Genomic DNA, 16,774 nt, shown 5'->3' on the forward strand with positions numbered 1-16,774 from the left:
GAGCTGCTCGCGCCGGGGTCCCCGCCGCCGACGGACGCCGTCAGGTGGGATGCTGCACGGTGTGAGCGAGCCCACCACGACCGCGCCCCGGCCGACCGCGACCCGGCCGGACCTGCCCAGCGACCCCGGCGCGCTCGCCGCCGCGCTGGAGCGCACCGGGTACCTGCCGGACGAGGGCCTGACGACGGCGGCGTACCTGGCCCTGGTCATGCACCGGCCGCTGTTCCTCGAGGGCGAGGCCGGGGTCGGCAAGACCGCGCTCGCCCGGGCGCTGGCCGAGGTCACCGGGCGGCCGCTGTACCGGCTGCAGTGCTACGAGGGCCTGGAGGCCAGCCAGGCGCTGTACGACTGGGACTTCGGCCGCCAGCTGCTGCACCTGCGCGCGGCCGAGGCGGCGCACGACGGCCACGGCACCGCCGAGCTCGAGGCCTCGCTCTACGACCGCCGGTTCCTGCTGGCCCGCCCGCTGCTGCAGGCGCTGGAGGACTCCCCGTCGGTGCTGCTGGTCGACGAGGTGGACCGTGCCGACGACGAGTTCGAGGCCTTCCTGCTGGAGGTGCTCAGCGACTTCACCATCTCCATCCCCGAGCTCGGCACCGTCCGCGCGGAGACCCCGCCGCTGGTCGTGCTCACCTCCAACCGCACCCGCGAGGTGCACGACGCGCTCAAGCGCCGCTGCCTGTACCACTGGCTGGAGCATCCCGACTTCGAGCGGGAGGTCGCCATCCTGCGGCGCCGGCTGCCCGAGGTCACCGAGGACCTCGCCCGCCAGGTGTCCCGCGCCACCGCCAAGCTGCGCACCCTGGACCTGCTCAAGCCCCCCGGCGTGGCCGAGGCGATGGACTGGGCGAGCGCGCTGCACGCCCTCGGCGCGCGGGAGCTCGACCCCGACACCGCCGCCCGCACCCTCGGGGCGGTCCTCAAGTACCGGGAGGACACCGACCGGGTGCACGCGCTGGCCCGAGGAGCCCTGTTCGGTGGCTCCTGACGGCGGAGCCACGGGGAACGGGGCGGCGGCCGGCGTCGCGCGGGACGTCGTCGACACCGTGCTGTCCTTCGCCCGGACGCTGCGGCACGCCGGGGTGACCGCGTCGCCAGACCGGGTCGAGGCGATGCTCGACGCGATCGCGCACCTCGACGTCCTGGACCCCTCCGCCGTCTACTGGGCCGGCCGGCTGACCCTGTGCGCCGGCCCGGACGACCTGGACCGCTACGACGCCGCCTTCGCCGCGTTCTTCGGCGGCGAGGCCCCGCGGATGCGCCCGGTCACCGGCCCCGAACGCGAGCGGGTGGTGCACAGCGCCCCGGTGCAGACCTCCGACGGCAGCGAGGAGGCCGGCGAGCCCGCCGACCTGGCCACCAAGGCCAGCGGCGACGAGGTGCTGCGGCACCGGGACGTCGGCGAGCTGACCGTCGCCGAGCGGGAGCAGCTGCGCCGGCTGTTCGCGTTGCTGGTGCCCGCCGTCCCGATGCGGCTGTCCCGGCGCCGGCGGCCCGGGCCGCACGGGTCGGTGCACGCCGCCCGCACGGTCCGGCGTGCGCTGCGCGACGGCGGCGAGGTGAGCCGGCTGCTGTACCACCGGTCGCGGCCCCGGCCCCGGCGCGTGGTGCTGCTGGTGGACGTGTCCGGGTCGATGAGCCCCTACGCCGACGCACTGCTGCGTTTCGCGCACGCCGCCGTCCGGGCCCGGCCGGCCAGCACCGAGGTGTTCACCATCGGCACCCGGCTGACCCGGGTCACCCGCGAGCTGCGGCTGCGCGACCCCGACCGGGCGCTGGCGGCCAGCGGGTCGGCGATCCCCGACTGGTCCGGCGGCACCCGGATCGGCGAGGTGCTCAAGGCCTTCCTGGACCGCTGGGGCCAGCGCGGCACCGCCCGCGGCGCCATCATCGTCATCTGCAGCGACGGCTGGGAGCGCGGCGGCACCGAGCTGCTGGCCGAGCAGATGACCCGGTTGCGGCGGCTCGCGCATGCCGTCGTCTGGGTCAACCCGCACAAGGGCCGGGCCGGCTACGAGCCGCTGACCGGCGGCATGCAGGCCGCGCTGCCCTCGATCGACCACTTCGTCGCCGGGCACAGCCTGGCGGCGTTCGAACGGCTGGCCGGGGTCATCACCCGGGCATGACGAAGGAGCTGTCGGATGCGTGACGTCCTGGAAGACCTCATCGGGTGGTGGCAGGCCGGGGAGACGGTCGGGGTGGGGACCGTGGTGGGCACCTGGCGTTCCGCGCCGCGCCCACCCGGTGCCTCCATGCTGGTCGGCCCGGACGGCACCGCGGTGGGCAGCGTCTCCGGCGGGTGCGTCGAGGGCGCGGTCTACGAGGAGGCCAAGGACGTCGTCGAGACCGGGACGCCGACCCTGCAGCGCTACGGCGTCAGCGACGACGACGCCTTCGCCGTGGGCCTGACCTGCGGCGGGATCCTCGACGTCTACGTGGAGCCGGTGTCGCGGGAGTCCTTCCCCGAGCTCGGCGAGATCGCCGAGTCGGTGGCCGCGCACGAGCCGGTCGCCGTCGTCACCTGCGTGAAGGGCCCCGACGACCGGCTGGGCAAGCGGCTGGTGCTCTGGCCGGACCGCGCGTCCGGCACGCTCGGCCTGCAGCGGCTGGACGACGCCGTCGCCGCCGACGCCCGCGGCATGCTGGCCGCCGGCCGGACGGCGACCCTCACCTACGGCCACGACGGCGAGCGGCGCGGCGACGACCTGACGCTGTTCGTCTCCTCCTTCGCGCCGCCGGCCCGGATGGTGGTGTTCGGCGCGATCGACTTCGCCGCCGCGGTCGCCCGCGTCGGGTCGTTCCTCGGCTACCGGGTGACGGTCTGCGACGCCCGTCCGGTGTTCGCCACCGCCCGCCGGTTCCCCGACGCGCACGAGGTGGTCGTGGAGTGGCCGCACCGCTACCTGCAGGCCGAGGCCGACGCCGGGCGGATCGACGAGCGGACCGTGCTCTGCGTGCTCACCCACGACCCGAAGTTCGACGTCCCGCTGCTGGAGGTCGCGCTGCGGCTGCCGGTGGCCTACGTCGGGGCGATGGGCAGCCGGCGCACCCACGAGGAGCGGCTGGACCGGCTGCGCGAGGCCGGGCTCAAGCCCGGCGAGCTGGAGCGGCTGTCCTCCCCGATCGGGCTGGACCTGGGCGCCCGCACACCGGAGGAGACCGCGGTGTCCATCGCCGCGGAGATCATCGCTGGGCGCTGGGGCGGCAGCGGCGAGCGGCTGACCGGCATCGAGGGCCCGATCCACCGCACCGCCGAGCGCTGAGGAAGGACCCCTGTCCCCTCCCTCATCCCTGTTGATCATGGGCTTGTCGCCCGCGGACTCGCCGTGCACCGGCGTGTCGCCGGCAGAACGCCCATGATCAACGCTGGTCAGGGCCGGGGGGCCGCCGGTCAGGTCAGGTCCGAGCGGCGGGCCAGGGGGCGCCGGGTTCGCCGAGGTCCCACCACAGGCCGGCCATGAGCTGCAGCGACTCGCGGACCAGCGGGGCCGGGAGGTGCTCGTCGGGCGCGTGCTGGGAGCACCCGGGGTAGGAGTGCGGCACCCAGACGGTGGGCAGCCCCAGCACGTCGGCGAAGGGGTGGTTGGGCAGCGAGCCGCCGATGTTGGGCAGCAGCGCGGGCCGTCGCCCGGTGGTGCGCTCCAGCGAGGCCAGCGTCCAGGGCACCCAGGGGTCCTCGGGGTCCAGCCGGGTCGCCGCCATCAGGTGCCCCTGGGTCACGGTCACCATCGGGAACCCGGCCCGGTCGAGGTGGGCGCGGACCTCGTCGGCGACGCGGGAGCCGTCGGTCCCGACCACGAACCGCAGCTGGCAGTGCACCCGCGCGCTGGGCGGGATGGCGTTGACCGGGGCGTCCGGGTCGCCGGCGGTCATGGCCAGCACCTCGAGGGTGTTCCAGCCCAGCAGCCGCTCGACCGGTGTCAGCCCCGGCTCGCCCCACTCCGGGTCGACGACCGGGCTGTCCGGCCCCTGGTCGACCGGGACGTCGGCCAGCGCGCGGCGCACCGCGTCCGGGACGCCGGCCGGCCGCAGCGCCTCCACCAGCAGCCGGCCCCGGCCGTCGACCAGGCAGGCGACCGCGTTGGCCAGCACGGTCGCCGGGTTGGCCAGCACCCCGCCCCAGTTCCCAGAGTGCTGCGCGCCGGCGCGCGCCTGCAGGCCCAGCGTGACGTCGGCCGAGCCCCGGGTGCCCAGGAACACGGTGGGGCGGTCGACGGACACCCGCGGCCCGTCGGAGCCGATCAGCAGGTCGGCGGCCAGCTCGTCGCGGTGCTGCGCGCAGAACTCGGTCAGGCCCGGCGAGCCGGACTCCTCGCCCATGTCCAGCAGCAGCGTCACGTCGTAGCCCAGCCGGCCCCCGCGGGCGGCGATCGTCTGCTCCAGCGCGGCCAGGTTGACGCTGTGCTGGCCCTTGTTGTCGGCGACCCCGCGGCCGTACCACCGGTCGCCCTCCACGACGACCCGCCAGGGGTCCAGCCCGGCCCGCCACTGCTCGGGATGGGCGGGCTGGACGTCGCCGTGGCCGTAGGTGAGCACGGTCGGCCGCCCGGGGCCCTCCGAGCGGTGCGCCACCAGGAACGGGTGCCCGGGCGAGACCGGGTTCTCCCGCACGGCGGCCCGGAACCCGAGCCGCTGCACCGCCGGGACGATCTCGCCGGTGAGGTACTCCCGCAGCGCCGGGGCGCGCTCGGGGTCGGCGCTCTCCGTGGGGTGGGCCACCCGGCGGGTCAGGTCGTCGAGGAAGGCGCCGGAGTCGAAGTGCGCGGCGGCGCGGTCGATGGCGGTCTGGCGGCTCACGCCGTCCACGCTGTCAGTGGGCCGCCGCCGTCGCCAGCCGGCTCGGCCATGATCGACGGGTGAGCGCCGAGCTGCCGTACGGCTACGACGTCGAGGTCGTCGGGCTGCTCGCCTCCCCGGAGCACCGCTACGGCGGCCGCCCGGACCCGGCGGTGGCCGCACGGCCGGCCGAGTTCCGGAGCAGCCTCCAGGTCCGGGCCGGGCTGGGCGTCCTCGGGGACCGGTACTGCGGCCGGCCGGCGCACCGGGACGCCGCGGTCACCGTGCTGGCCGCCGAGGCGGTGGAGGCCGTCGCCGCGGAGCTCGGCAGCGGACCGCTGGACCCACGGGCGGCGCGGCGCAACGTCGTCCTGCGCGGGGCGGAGGTCGAGGCGCTGCGCGGGCAGCTGTTCAGCCTGGACTGCGGTGCCGGCGAGGTGGTCCTGGCCGGCGGGCGGCCGGCGAACCCGTGCGCCTGGCTGGACGCCGTCCTCGCCCCGGGCGCGCACCGGGGGATGCGCGGGCGCGGCGGCGTGCGCTGCGCGCCGCGGTCGGACGGCGAGCTGCGGCTGGGCCCGGCGGTGCTGCGCTCCGCCGTCCGGCTGGACCCCGCCCGGGCCGGGGACGCCGTCCGGGTCAGGCCAGGAAGCCGGTCATGACCCGGGCCAGCCGGTCGCCGTCCACGGTGGGGACGGTGTGGTGGGTCGCGCCCGGCAGCACCGTGTTGACGACGTCGGGCAGCACGGCCGACGCGCCGGCCGCGGCACGGCGGGGGTCCAGCGACCGGCTGTGCTCGGCCAGCACCTGGAGCGTGGGCACCGGGAAGGTCCGCAGGTCCGCGGCAGCCGGACGGCGGGGCCACACGATCGGGGCGGTCCGTGCCTCGGCGCTCAGGCCGGCCAGGTGCAGCCAGGCCGGGTCCAGGGCGGCGCCGCGGGTCTCCCAGGCGAGGAACGCGCGCAGCCGGGCAGCGGAGGGGCGGGCCAGCAGCGGGACGGCACGCAGCTTGTAGGCCGCTCCGGTCCCGGCGAAGCAGTCGGCGGGGTCCAGCAGGAGCAGCCGGCTGACCCGCTCCGGCGCCGACAGTGCGTACCGCAGCGCCAGCCAGCCGCCGTAGGAGTGGCCGGCCAGTGCGGTCCGCTCCAGCCCGAGCCCGGAGACGACGCCGTCCAGCCACGCGGTGAGGTCCGCCGCCCGGCGCAGCGGACGCCCGTCGTGCACGCTGCGGCCGGCGTCGCCGATCTGGTCCACGGCGTACACCCGCGAGGACCGGGCGAGCTCACCGACGACGGCGAACCAGACCGTCGAGGTGGCGCCGCCGCCGTGCATCAGGACCAGCGGTGGGGCGTCCGCCGGGCCGCACACCTGGACGTGCGTCGTCCCGAACTTCGAGCGGAGGTCCACCGGCTCGACCGGGACCGGCCAGCGGGCCAGCACCGCGTCGTAGGCAGCGGCGAAGGCGGCCTCCGCGGCCGGGGTGGGGAAGGCGGGCCGCCGGGGCACACGGGACAGAGCGGTCACAGGTCCTCCACGGGGAGTCGGGTGGAGGTACTTTGATGACCCAAAGGATGGACTGTCAAGGGGACGTGCATGGACGACGAGCGCCGCGGGATGCAGCTGGTCCACCGGCTGCGGGCCCTCACCGTCGAGCTGGACCTGCTGGGCGCGGACTTCGCCCGCCGCAACGGCCTGCACCCGACCGACCTGCGCGCCCTCATCGCCCTGCTGGACGCGGCCCGGGACGGCGTCCCGGCCACCCCCGGCCGGCTGGCCGAGCAGCTGCGGCTGGACGCGTCCTCGGTCACCGCGCTGGTCGACCGGCTCGAGCGGCTCGGCCACGTCCGGCGGGAACGCGACCCGGCGGACCGGCGCCGGGTGCTGCTGCGCGTCGACGAGCCCGCGGTGGCGATGGGCTGGTCCTTCTTCGGCCCGCTGATCGAGGGCATCACCACGGTCGCGGAGTCCTTCGACGAGACCGAGCTGGCGACGGTCGACCGGTTCCTGCGGCGCGTGGCGGAGGCGGTGACCGCCGGGCGGGCCGCCGGTTGAGGGCTGGCGGTCGGCGGTCCGGCAGGGCAGCATCCGGACCGGTCGGCAGCGACGCCGCCCACCGTCTGCCAGGAGGTCCTCCCGCATGACAGAGAGCGCGGCCACGCAGGCCTACCGTGCCGCCCGAGACCAGCTGCTCGCCCTGCGGGAGGACCACGCGAGGGCCGTGGCCGAGTTCCGCTGGCCGCAGATCGAGGGCCGGTTCAACTGGGCGGTCGACTGGTTCGACGAGCTGGCCCGGGGCAACGACGGCATCGCGCTGTGGCTGGTGGAGGCGGACGGCACGAACGCCGCCTACAGCTTCACCGAGATGGCCCGTCGCTCGGACCAGGTCGCGAACTGGCTGCGCTCGCACGGCGTGGCCAAGGGCGACCGGGTGGTGCTGATGCTGGGCAACCAGGTCGAGCTGTGGGAGTCGATGCTCGCGGTGATGAAGCTCGGCGCGGTGATCATGCCGACCACCACGGCGCTGGGCCCGGGCGACCTGCTGGACCGGATCAGCCGGGGCGGGGCGGCGCACGTGGTCGTCAACGCCGCCGACGCCGCCAAGTTCGCCGACGTCCCCGGCGACTACACCCGGATCGCGGTCGGCGGGGCGCCGGCCGGCTGGCTGGCCTACGCCGACGCCGCGCAGGCCGAGGACACCCCGCCCGGGCACCCGGGGACGGTCACGACCGACCCGCTGCTGCTGTACTTCACCAGCGGCACCACCAGCCGGCCCAAGCTGGTCGAGCACACCCAGGTCAGCTACCCGGTGGGCCACTTGAGCACCATGTACTGGCTAGGCCTGCAGCCCGGTGACGTGCACCTGAACGTCAGCTCACCGGGCTGGGCCAAGCACGCCTGGAGCTGCTTCTTCGCCCCGTGGATCGCCGGGGCGACCATCTACCTCTACAACTACACGCGCTTCGACGCCGCGGCCCTGCTCGAGCGGATCCGCACCGACCGGATCACCACCTTCTGCGCTCCGCCGACGGTGTGGCGGATGCTCATCCAGGCCGACCTCACCGGCGGCTCCGGGTCGCTGCGCGAGGTGGCGGCCGCGGGGGAGCCGCTGAACCCCGAGGTCATCGAGCAGGTGCGGGCCGCCTGGGGGCTGACCCTGCGGGACGGGTTCGGGCAGACCGAGACGACCGCGTCGGTGGGCAACACCCCGGGGGCGCCGCTGAAGCCCGGGTCGATGGGCCGGCCGCTGCCGGGGGTGCCGGTGGTGCTCGTCGACCCGATCACCGGGGAGCCGGGGGACGAGGGGGAGATCTGCCTCGACCTGTCCGCGCGTCCGGTGAGCCTGATGACCGGCTACCAGGGCGACCCGCAGCGGCAGGCGGACGCGACGGCCGGCGGTTGGTACCACACCGGTGACGTCGCGACCCGGGATGCCGAGGGCTACATCACCTACGTCGGGCGCACCGACGACGTCTTCAAGGCCAGCGACTACAAGATCAGCCCGTTCGAGCTGGAGAGCGTGCTGATCGAGCACCCGGCGGTCACCGAGGCCGCCGTCGTCCCGGTGCCCGACCCGGTGCGGGCCGCCGTCCCCAAGGCCTACGTGTCGCTGGCCGCCGGCTGGGAGCCGACCGCCGAGACGGCGCACTCGATCCTCGCCCACGCCCGGGCCAACCTGGCGCCGTTCCTGCGGGTCCGCAGGATCGAGTTCGCCGAGCTGCCCAAGACGATCTCGGGGAAGATCCGCCGGGTCGAGCTGCGCACCCGCGAGGAGGAGCTCGCGCCGGCGGGGAGCCCGACCGAGTACGCCGACACCGACTTCCCCGACCTGCGCAGCTGAGACGGCTGGTGAGCACGCGCACCCTGCTCACCGGTGGCCTCCTGGTGGACGGGACCGGCGGCCCGGCCCGGCCGGCCGACGTCCTCGTCGACGGCGGTCTGGTGGCGGAGGTCCAGCCGCCGGGCCGGCTCCGGGTCGACGGCGCCACGGTGCGCGACGTCGCCGGTGCCGTGCTGTGCCCCGGGTTCGTCGACGTGCACTCCCACGCCGACAACGCGCCCCTGCTGGCCGAGGACGACCAGTCGAAGATCACCCAGGGTGTCACCACCGAGGTGGTCGGGAACTGCGGTTTCAGCCTCGCGCCGGTCGACGAGGCGCACCGCGAGGAGCTGCGCGGCCTGCTGCGGCGCGTCTTCCCGCCGCTGGACGTGTCCTGGACCGGCTGCGCCGAGTTCTTCCGGACGGTCGACGCCGCCGGCTCCGTCACCAACCACGCGCCGCTCGTGGGCCACGCCGCGCTGCGGATCGCGGCCATGGGGATGGCCGCGAGGGCGCCGGACCAGGGAGAGCTGGCGGCCATGCGCCGCGCCGCCGAGCAGGCCTTCGCCGACGGGGCCTTCGGACTGTCCAGCGGGCTCATCTACCCGCCCGGGCTGTTCGCCGGGGACGACGAGCTCCAGTCGCTGGCGAGGAGCCTGCCCCCCGGCCGGCCCTACGTCACCCACGTGCGTGGCGAGGGACGCATGCTGATGGACAGCATCGCGGAGGCGATCAGGGTGGGGGAGGTCAGCGACCGGCCGGTGCAGGTCTCGCACCTCAAGGCCGTCGGGCGGGCCGTCTGGGGGCGGATGGGGGAGGCGCTGCAGCTGCTCGACGACGCCCGGCACCGGGGCGTCGACGTGACGCACGACGTCTACCCCTACCTGGCCGGGAGCACGATGCTCACCGCCCTGCTCCCGCCGTGGTTCCAGGAGGGCGGGAACGCCGCGGTCCTCCGTCGCCTCGAGGACCCGGCGGCGCTGGCGCGCCTGCGGCGGGACGTCGAGTCCGACGACGGGACGTGGGAGGACTTCGTCGCTGCGTGCGGCTGGGCGGGCATCGTCGTCGCCTCCAGCCGCAGCCACGCGCACGACGGCCTGAGCCTGCAGCAGATCGCCGACGCGGCGGGGGTCGAGCCGTTCCAGGCGCTGGTCGACGTGCTGCGCGGCGAGGAGCTGGAGGCCAGCATGATCGTCTTCGCGATGCGGGAGGAGGACCTCGTGCAGGCCCTCCGGCACCCGCTGACCATGATCGGCTCGGACGGGCTGCCGCCCGGCGGGGGCGGCCTGCCGCACCCCCGGATGTGGGGCACCTTCCCCCGGGTGCTGAGCAGGTACGTGCGGGAGACCGGCGTCCTCAGCCTGGAGGAGGCCATCCGGAAGATGACGTCCTTGCCGGCTGCGCGGTTCGGGCTGGCCGGGCGCGGTGAGGTGCGCCCGGGGGCGGTCGCCGACCTGGTCGTCCTGGACCCGCGGACCGTGGACGACGAGGCCGACTACGACGACCCGGTCCGCCCGGCGACCGGCATCCTCGACGTGCTGATCGGCGGCCGGCTGGTCGTGGACCGCGGGACGTACGTGGGTGTGCGGGCCGGCGCACGCCTGGTGCCCTCGCCGTGACCGGCACCGTCGGCGGGCCGCCGCCCGGCGCTCTGCTCGGGCAGCTGGAGCGGCTGGTCATGGCCGAGTCGCCGAGCGAGGACGTGCCGCTGACCTCCGCGTGCGCCGACGTGGTGGCCGGCCTGGTGCACGAGGTGCTGGGCGAGCGCCCGGACCGACTGGAGGTCGAGGGACGGCCGCACCTGCTGCTCCGGTCGGGGGCCGAGCGGCCGGTCCTGCTGCTGGCGCACCTGGACACCGTGTGGCCCGCCGGGACGACGGCGCACTGGCCGTTCGCCGTGGACGGGGACCGGGCCACCGGCCCGGGCGTGTTCGACATGAAGGCCGGCCTGCTGCAGGGCCTGCACGCGATCGGCTCGTGCGGGGTCGCGGGCGTCGACCTCCTGGTGACCAGCGACGAGGAGATCGGTTCCCCCACCTCCCGGGCGCTCATCGAACGGGAGGCGAGCCGCTCCCGCGCCGTCCTGGTGCTGGAGCCGAGCGTCGAGGGCGCGCCGAAGACGGCGCGCAAGGGCGTGTCCATGTACCGCCTGCTGGTGCACGGCCGGGCGAGCCACGCCGGGCTGGAGCCCGAGGCCGGTGTCAACGCCCTCGTCGAGCTCGCCGCGCAGGTCGGCGTCCTGACCGGCCTGGCCGACGCCGGCTCCGGCACCACGGTCACCCCGACGGTCGCCTCGGCGGGGACGACCGGTAACACGGTCCCGGCGGCGGCGCAGGTGGCCCTCGACGTCCGTGCCTGGACGGCGGCCGAGCAGCAGCGGGTGGACGCCGCCCTGCGGTCGCTGCGGCCGACGGTGCCCGGCGCGGCCCTCGAGCTGCTGGGCGGGGTGAACCGTCCGCCGATGGAGGCGGCGGTGTCGGCAGGGCTCATGGGACTCGCGTCCCGGTGCGCCGCCGACCTGGGGTTCCCGCTGCCGGCGGGGCGGGCCGTCGGGGGTGGGTCCGACGGCAACTTCACCGCCGGTCTGGGTGTGCCCACGCTCGACGGGCTGGGGGCGGTGGGCTCCGGCGCGCACGCGCTCGGGGAGTGGGTCTCGGTCGCCGCGCTGGCCGAGCGCACCGCGCTCGTCGCCCGGCTGGTCCGGGCGCTGCTGTCGACCGACGACCCCCTGGGTGTCGTCGGGTGACGTGCCGAGGCCGAGCCGTCCCCGTCAGTCGAGCAGGGTGCGGACGGCCGCCGGCGCCTGCGACGGGGAGTGCAGCGGGGCGCTGCGGCCGCCGCCGGCCGCGGCGAGGTCGGCGCAGTTGGCCACCGACTCGGGGTCCGCGGACAGGTTGAGCACGTGAAGCCGGGCCCCGGACCGGGCCAGCGCGGCCGCGGCCGGACGGGGGTCGGGGCTGTCGGTGGGCATCCCGTCGGACAGCAGGAGGACGTCGCGGGCCGCGGTGCGGGTGCGGGCGAGCTGCCCCGCGGCGGTGCGCAGCGCCAGGTCCAGGTCCGTGGTGCCCCCGCCGGCCAGGTCGAACAGCCGGTCGACGACGACCTCGGGCCGCGGCTGCGCGGACAGCGGCTGCAGCAGCACCGCGGTGGACCAGAACGCCGCCACGGCCAGCTCGTCGCCCGGCCGCATCCGCTGCGCCAGGGCGGCCGCGGTCAGCACCGCCGCGGCGAGCTCGTCGCCGGCCACCGAGCCGGACGCGTCCACCAGCAGCACGCAGGCCCGCCCGGTGGCCCGCCAGCTGCGGGTGTGCAGGTGCTCGGCCCGCCAGTGCGGCTCGGCGCCGCGGGCGGCCAGCGTCGCGTCCAGGTCGACGTCGGAGCCGGTGGGGTCCCGCCGGGTGACCACCCGGCGGCTGCCGGACCGGTCCGGCACACCGGTCCGCGGCGGGCCGACCGGCAGCCGGGCGGCCAGCGCCCGGGCGGCGGTGCGCAGCGCGGGGTCGAACGCCCGGCCGAGAGCGGTGACCAGCCGGAGCGCGGCGTCGGGGTCCCGGCCGGCGAGGTCGGCCAGCGCCTCCTCGTCCAGCTCCCCGGCCTGCGGGCTGACCTGCTGGAACTCGGCGTGCGTGCGGGACAGCTCGTCCCGGCCGGCGCGGCGGGCCCGCTGCTCGCGCAGCAGCTGCTCGACGTCCTGCTCGTCCTCGACGGCGGGGCGGAGCTGTGGGCGGCGGCCCGGCGGCTCGGCCAGCCCGCCGCCCGGTGGCGGCGGCTGGGGCGGCCCCCCGGCGTCCGGCGGGGACCCGTCGCCCGGGTCGGTGTCGCCCGACTCGGGCGTCAGGCTTTTCCCAGCTCCTCACCGGCCCGCCGCCAGATGTCCAGCACGACCTGCTCGACCGGTCGCGCCGCACCGTCGGCGAGGGTGACCTTGCCGGTCAGCGCGGCGAGCGCGGCGTCCTCGCCGACGTCGGCGTCCACCTCGTCCCGGCCGCGCACGACGGCCAGCTCGCCGGCGATGAGCACGGTGTCGATGGCGCCCCGCACCGAGGAGCCGATCCGCAGCTCCGCGTGGTCCCGGGTGATCCGCACCGCCCGGACGGCGTGCGCGACCAGGTCGGCCGGGCCGCCGGTGGCGGTGCTGACCACGGCCCGCTCGGCGTCCTCGTCCTGGTAGCCCATCGCCACCCGGCAGGACCGGTCGTACAGCGCCGGGGTGATCCGGGCGGTGCCCACGGCGTCGAACGGGTTCATGGCCGCGACCAGCCGGAACGTCGGCCGGGCGGGCACCCGGCCGTACCGGGGCACGTGCATCTCCCGCTCGCTCAGCACGCCGAGCAGCACGTTCATCGTCTCCTCGGGGACCCGGTTGAACTCCTCGACGTAGAGCAGCGCGCCCTCGGTCATGGCCCGGGTGAGCGGGCCGGGCACGAAGTTCTCCGGCCGGTAGTCCTCGGTGAGCACCCGGGAGGCGTCGTGGTGGCCGACCAGCCGGGTGGGGGTGAGCTCGGCGTTGCCCTCGACCAGCACCAGCGGGACGCCGGTGCCGTCGGCGAGGGCGCGCAGCAGCGTCGTCTTGCCGGTGCCCGGCGGGCCCTCCAGGACGACGTTGCGGCCGGCGGACAGCGCCGCGGCGACCACCTCCGCCTCGCGGACCCGGGCGACCACCCGCTCCTGTGCGGTGCGGACCATCCCCACGGCGTCCAGCCCGGCGTGGCCCCGTTGCAGGGTCCCGGGGCGAGCCTGCGAGTCCCGGGGGGCGACGTGGTCCTTCTCCATGGGACTCCCTGCTGCAGTGCGGTGCGGGGACGAGCGAGCGCCGGGGCGCCCTCCCCGGCAGGAGAGGACGCCCCGGACCGGCCCCCTCGCAGGGCCCCGCTGCGAGCTCGCGAGCGGCGGGGGGCGAGGGGGTCCTTTTCAGTAGACGATGACGCCGCGGATGTTCTTGCCCTCGTGCAGGTCGTCGTAGCCCTGGTTGATCTCGTCCAGCTTGTACCGCTTGGTGATCAGCTCGTCGAGCTTGATGGTGCCCTCCTGGTAGAGGCGCAGCATCTTCAGCATGTCCGAGCTGGGGTTCTGGTCACCGAACAGGGCGCCGCGGATCTCCTTGGTGAACAGCGCCAGCATGCTGGGGTTGATCGGGATGCCCACGTCGGTGAGGTCACCGAGGCCGGTGACGACGACCCGCCCACCCTTGCCGATCGCCTCGAACGCCTGGGCGACGTGCTCGCCCTTCAGGATCCCCACGGTGACCAGCGCCTTGTCCGCGCCCTGCCCGTTGGTCACGCTGCGCGCGAAGTCGGCCGCCTCGTCGATGCTCTCGAAGGCGTGGGTGGCGCCGAGCTCCATCGCCTTCTCCCGCTTGAACGGGATCGGGTCGACGGCGATGACGTGGCTGGCGCCGGCGTTCTTCGCGCCCTGCACGGCGTTGATGCCGATGCCGCCGATGCCCATCACGATGACGGTGTCGCCGGCCCGGACCTCACCGGCCTGGACCGCGGTGCCCCACCCCGTGCCCACGCCGCACCCGACGAGGCAGGCGACCTCGAGCGGGATGCTCTTGTCGATCTTCACGGTCGAGCGGACGTCCACCGTGGTGATCTCGGCGAAGGTGCCCAGCCCGCACATCTGCCCGACGTCCTCGCCGTCGGAGGTCTTGACTCGGAAGCTCGTCGCGTCGTCCCACCGCGAGCCGATGAGCAGGTTGGCGCCGGAGTCGCAGATGTACTGCTGGCCGTTGGCGCAGTAGCGGCACCGGCCGCAGCCGGGCAGGAACGAGAAGACGACGTGATCGCCCTCCTCGAAGTCCTTCACGCCCGGTCCGACGGCCATGACGACGCCGGCCCCCTCGTGACCGCCCAGGAAGGGGTACTTGCCGACGGTCATGTCACCGGTGGCGATGTGGTCGTCGGAGTGGCACAGCCCGGAGGCGGCCAGCTTGACCAGGAGCTCGCCGGGCTGCGGGTCGTCGACGACGAGGTCGACGACCTCCCACTGACCAGGGGCCTGACGCAGGATCGCGCCGCGGGTGTTGACGGGCACAGGGACCTCCTCCTCGCCCTCGACGTCGAGGGCCTCGGTGGCGTGCGCGGAGAGCGCAGTCGCCCGCCACGCTATGGCACGTGTCACACCGGCAGAAGACCCGTGCAACGTTCGGCCTCTCCGGTGCAACGCTGCCCGCGTGCCCCCCGGCTCAGCGGGGAGGCGCCAGCCGGTGCAGGTCCCGGCGCAGCTGCCGCACGGCCCCGGGCGGGGTCGAAGGCGCCGGGGTGCCGCCACACGCTGAGGAACACCTCCTGGAGCACGTCCTCGACCAGGTCCTCGTCGGCCAGCACCCGGCGGGCCAGCGCGGCGGCCGGGCGGCGGTAGCGGTCGTACAGCTCCTCACCGGGACGGGGACGGAGGCGGCGGCGGCGTCCCGGGACGACGACGGGTCCGCGGGTCTGCTCGGGCTCGGCATGGGCTGACGGTAGGGCCCCATCCGGTTGTGCGCAGTCAAACCACTCGTCCGGGCGAGTCCCCGCCCGCGTCCGGGTCAGTCCCCGCTGACCACCCGGTCGCGGCCCCGCCGCTTGGCCTGGTAGAGCCGGGCGTCGGCGCGGCCGAGCAGCAGCGCCGGGTCCGGACCGGGCAGCTCGGCGCCGGCGGTCGCCCCGATGCTGAGGGTGACCGGCAGCGACCCGGTCAGCTCCGACCAGGAGTGGGACCGCACGGACTCGCGCACCGCCTCCAGCCGGCCGACGGCCTCGGCGGGGTCGTCGCCGACCAACACGAGCAGGAACTCCTCGCCGCCCATCCGCGCGGCGAACGAGCCGTCGCCGCGGCTGGACACCGCGGCCTCGAGCAGTCCGGCGACGATCCGCAGCACCTGGTCGCCGACGTCGTGCGAGCAGGCGTCGTTGACCTGCTTGAAGTGGTCGAGGTCCAGCAGCGCGAGGGTCAGCGGGACGGCGGCCGCGGTGCCGGCGCGCAGCAGCCGGGGCAGCTCCTCGTCCACGAAGCGCCGGTTGTACAGCCCGGTCAGGGGGTCGCGGACGGACAGCTCCCGGTAGCGGCGGGTCTGCCGGCGGGCCTCGCTCGTCTCGTACATCGCCTGCAGCGCCTGGGCGCGGGCGGTGCGCTGGTCGGACTGCAGCTGCAGCACCTCGGCGGTGTAGACCTTCTGCTCCTCGAAGGCCGCGCGGTGGTCCCCGGCGGCGGCGTGCAGCTCGGCCTGCTCGCGGCGGGCGTGGACCCGGATGGTCCCCAGGCCCAGCTCCTCGCAGGTGCGCACGCACGCGTCCAGGGCTGCCTGGGCCTCGGCGAGCCGGCCGAGCCGCCGTTCCACCTCGGCCAGGGTGAGCAGCGAGTCCGCTCCCCGGTCACCGTCGGGCGAGGCCTCCAGCAGCTCGGGCTGCAGCCCGGGGCGCAGCACCTCCTCGGCCTCCCGCAGCCGGCCCAGCCCGATCAGCGCCCGGGCGACGGTGTCCAGCCGGCCGACGTGCAGGGTCCGGCCGTGCTCGGCGGCGAGCGCCTGCATCCGCGTGCAGAAGACCAGGGAGGTGGCGAAGTCGCCGGCCACCACCTCGGAGTAGGCCCGGTTGTTCAGCGCGACGAGCTGACGGTCGACGTCGCCCAGCTCCTCGGCGAGCCGCAGCACCTCGGGATAGCGGTCCCGCGCCGCCGCGTCGCCGTTGACCGCCAGGCTGTCCGCCAGCCGGAGCAGGTGGTCGATCCGCAGCGGGGCCGGGGCGTCGGGGTCCAGCAGGTCCACGGCGCGCACCGCGTGCTCCAGCGCACGGGACAGGTCGCCGAGGTCCATGAAGACGGCCTGCAGCACGTAGTGGGCACGGGCGACCAGGTGGCGGCAGTCGTGCTCGGTGGCCCAGCGCAGCACCTCCTGCGCGAGCCGGCCGCCCTGCGCGAGGTCCCCGCGGCGCTGCAGCACCTCGGCCCGGACCAGCTGGGCGCGCAGCGCCAGCTCGGGGAGCCCCAGCTGCTGGGCGACCGCCAGTGCCCGCAGCGCGCGCTCGCCGGCGCCGTCCCGGTCGAAGCGGGGCAGCGTCTCCAGCTCGGCGACCTCCCGGGTCAGCTCGGCCAGCAGCGCCCCGCGGCGGGGCCGGGTCGGCACGTCGCTGGTGTACTCCGCGCCCAGGACCTCCGTCTCCGCCACACCTGCGTCAACGACCACGGGGCCGTCGTGTTGAGCCG

16 protein-coding genes are annotated in these 16,774 nt (G+C 75.8%); 9 read left to right on the forward strand and 7 right to left on the reverse strand.

All coding sequences use genetic code 11. From position 1 onward, the window contains the following. The first annotated feature begins 61 nt into the window (after positions 1-61). The 3 genes from ACWIX6_RS01490 to ACWIX6_RS01500 are packed head-to-tail and all read left to right on the forward strand — an operon-like array spanning position 62 to position 3,263. Complete coding sequence (locus ACWIX6_RS01490; RefSeq protein WP_448615075.1) at positions 62-988, forward strand: AAA family ATPase; 927 nt, start codon at positions 62-64, stop codon at positions 986-988. After that, complete coding sequence (locus ACWIX6_RS01495; RefSeq protein WP_448615076.1) at positions 978-2,126, forward strand: vWA domain-containing protein; 1,149 nt, start codon at positions 978-980, stop codon at positions 2,124-2,126. The genes ACWIX6_RS01490 and ACWIX6_RS01495 overlap by 11 nt, the downstream gene beginning before the upstream one ends. 15 nt (positions 2,127-2,141) lie before the next feature. Continuing rightward, positions 2,142-3,263, forward strand: coding sequence for an XdhC family protein (locus ACWIX6_RS01500; RefSeq protein ID WP_448615077.1), 1,122 nt, complete (start codon positions 2,142-2,144; stop codon positions 3,261-3,263). Positions 3,264-3,396: 133 nt separating this feature from the next. On the opposite strand, the gene ACWIX6_RS01505 is transcribed toward ACWIX6_RS01500, so the two are convergent. Further along, on the reverse strand, positions 3,397-4,797 hold the full coding sequence (locus ACWIX6_RS01505; RefSeq protein ID WP_448615078.1) for a M20 family metallopeptidase: 1,401 nt from the start codon (positions 4,795-4,797) through the stop codon (positions 3,397-3,399). Positions 4,798-4,856: 59 nt separating this feature from the next. Here ACWIX6_RS01505 and ACWIX6_RS01510 point away from each other — a divergent pair, with 59 nt between their 5' ends. After that, positions 4,857-5,435, forward strand: a complete 579-nt coding sequence (locus ACWIX6_RS01510) for an MOSC domain-containing protein (RefSeq protein ID WP_448615079.1) — start codon at positions 4,857-4,859, stop codon at positions 5,433-5,435. Here ACWIX6_RS01510 and ACWIX6_RS01515 read toward each other — a convergent pair. After that, entirely contained in the window at positions 5,413-6,297 is an 885-nt protein-coding gene (locus tag ACWIX6_RS01515) for an alpha/beta fold hydrolase (RefSeq protein ID WP_448615080.1), read from the reverse strand. The genes ACWIX6_RS01510 and ACWIX6_RS01515 overlap by 23 nt on opposite strands. A 69-nt stretch (positions 6,298-6,366) precedes the next feature. On the opposite strand from ACWIX6_RS01515, the gene ACWIX6_RS01520 reads away from it, so the two are divergent. The 4 genes from ACWIX6_RS01520 to ACWIX6_RS01535 all read left to right on the forward strand — a co-directional run bounded on the left by ACWIX6_RS01520 (position 6,367) and on the right by ACWIX6_RS01535 (position 11,336). Then, complete coding sequence (locus ACWIX6_RS01520) at positions 6,367-6,825, forward strand: MarR family winged helix-turn-helix transcriptional regulator (RefSeq protein ID WP_448615081.1); 459 nt, start codon at positions 6,367-6,369, stop codon at positions 6,823-6,825. A gap of 85 nt (positions 6,826-6,910) precedes the next feature. Continuing rightward, positions 6,911-8,611: an AMP-binding protein gene (locus ACWIX6_RS01525; protein ID WP_448615082.1), complete on the forward strand. Its 1,701-nt coding sequence runs from the start codon at positions 6,911-6,913 to the stop codon at positions 8,609-8,611. Positions 8,612-8,619: 8 nt separating this feature from the next. Beyond that, positions 8,620-10,209 carry an N-acyl-D-amino-acid deacylase family protein gene (locus ACWIX6_RS01530; RefSeq protein ID WP_448615083.1) on the forward strand — a complete coding sequence of 530 codons (1,590 nt, stop codon included), beginning with the start codon at positions 8,620-8,622 and terminating at the stop codon, positions 10,207-10,209. After that, positions 10,206-11,336 (forward strand): M20 family metallopeptidase, encoded by a 1,131-nt coding sequence (locus ACWIX6_RS01535; RefSeq protein WP_448615084.1) that lies wholly within the window; start codon positions 10,206-10,208, stop codon positions 11,334-11,336. The genes ACWIX6_RS01530 and ACWIX6_RS01535 overlap by 4 nt, the downstream gene beginning before the upstream one ends. 24 nt (positions 11,337-11,360) lie before the next feature. Here the strand turns inward: ACWIX6_RS01535 and ACWIX6_RS01540 are convergent, their stop codons facing one another. From ACWIX6_RS01540 to ACWIX6_RS01555, 4 genes are all read right to left on the reverse strand, one after another. Beyond that, positions 11,361-12,023 carry a vWA domain-containing protein gene (locus ACWIX6_RS01540; RefSeq protein WP_448615085.1) on the reverse strand — a complete coding sequence of 221 codons (663 nt, stop codon included), beginning with the start codon at positions 12,021-12,023 and terminating at the stop codon, positions 11,361-11,363. 401 nt (positions 12,024-12,424) lie between these two features. Then, positions 12,425-13,363, reverse strand: a complete 939-nt coding sequence (locus ACWIX6_RS01545; RefSeq protein ID WP_448615086.1) for an AAA family ATPase — start codon at positions 13,361-13,363, stop codon at positions 12,425-12,427. Positions 13,364-13,501: 138 nt separating this feature from the next. After that, on the reverse strand, positions 13,502-14,713 hold the full coding sequence (locus tag ACWIX6_RS01550) for an NDMA-dependent alcohol dehydrogenase (RefSeq protein WP_448615087.1): 1,212 nt from the start codon (positions 14,711-14,713) through the stop codon (positions 13,502-13,504). After that, positions 14,710-14,919, reverse strand: coding sequence for a sigma factor (locus ACWIX6_RS01555; protein WP_448615088.1), 210 nt, complete (start codon positions 14,917-14,919; stop codon positions 14,710-14,712). The genes ACWIX6_RS01550 and ACWIX6_RS01555 overlap by 4 nt, the downstream gene beginning before the upstream one ends. On the opposite strand from ACWIX6_RS01555, the gene ACWIX6_RS01560 reads away from it, so the two are divergent. Further along, positions 14,854-15,051, forward strand: coding sequence for a hypothetical protein (locus ACWIX6_RS01560; RefSeq protein ID WP_448617027.1), 198 nt, complete (start codon positions 14,854-14,856; stop codon positions 15,049-15,051). The two genes, ACWIX6_RS01555 and ACWIX6_RS01560, sit on opposite strands and share 66 nt — an antisense overlap. A gap of 68 nt (positions 15,052-15,119) precedes the next feature. On the opposite strand, the gene ACWIX6_RS01565 is transcribed toward ACWIX6_RS01560, so the two are convergent. Continuing rightward, complete coding sequence (locus ACWIX6_RS01565) at positions 15,120-16,736, reverse strand: diguanylate cyclase (RefSeq protein ID WP_448615089.1); 1,617 nt, start codon at positions 16,734-16,736, stop codon at positions 15,120-15,122. Between the last annotated feature and the right edge of the window lie 38 nt (positions 16,737-16,774).

It is taken from the genome of Modestobacter sp. URMC 112 (assembly GCF_053502575.1).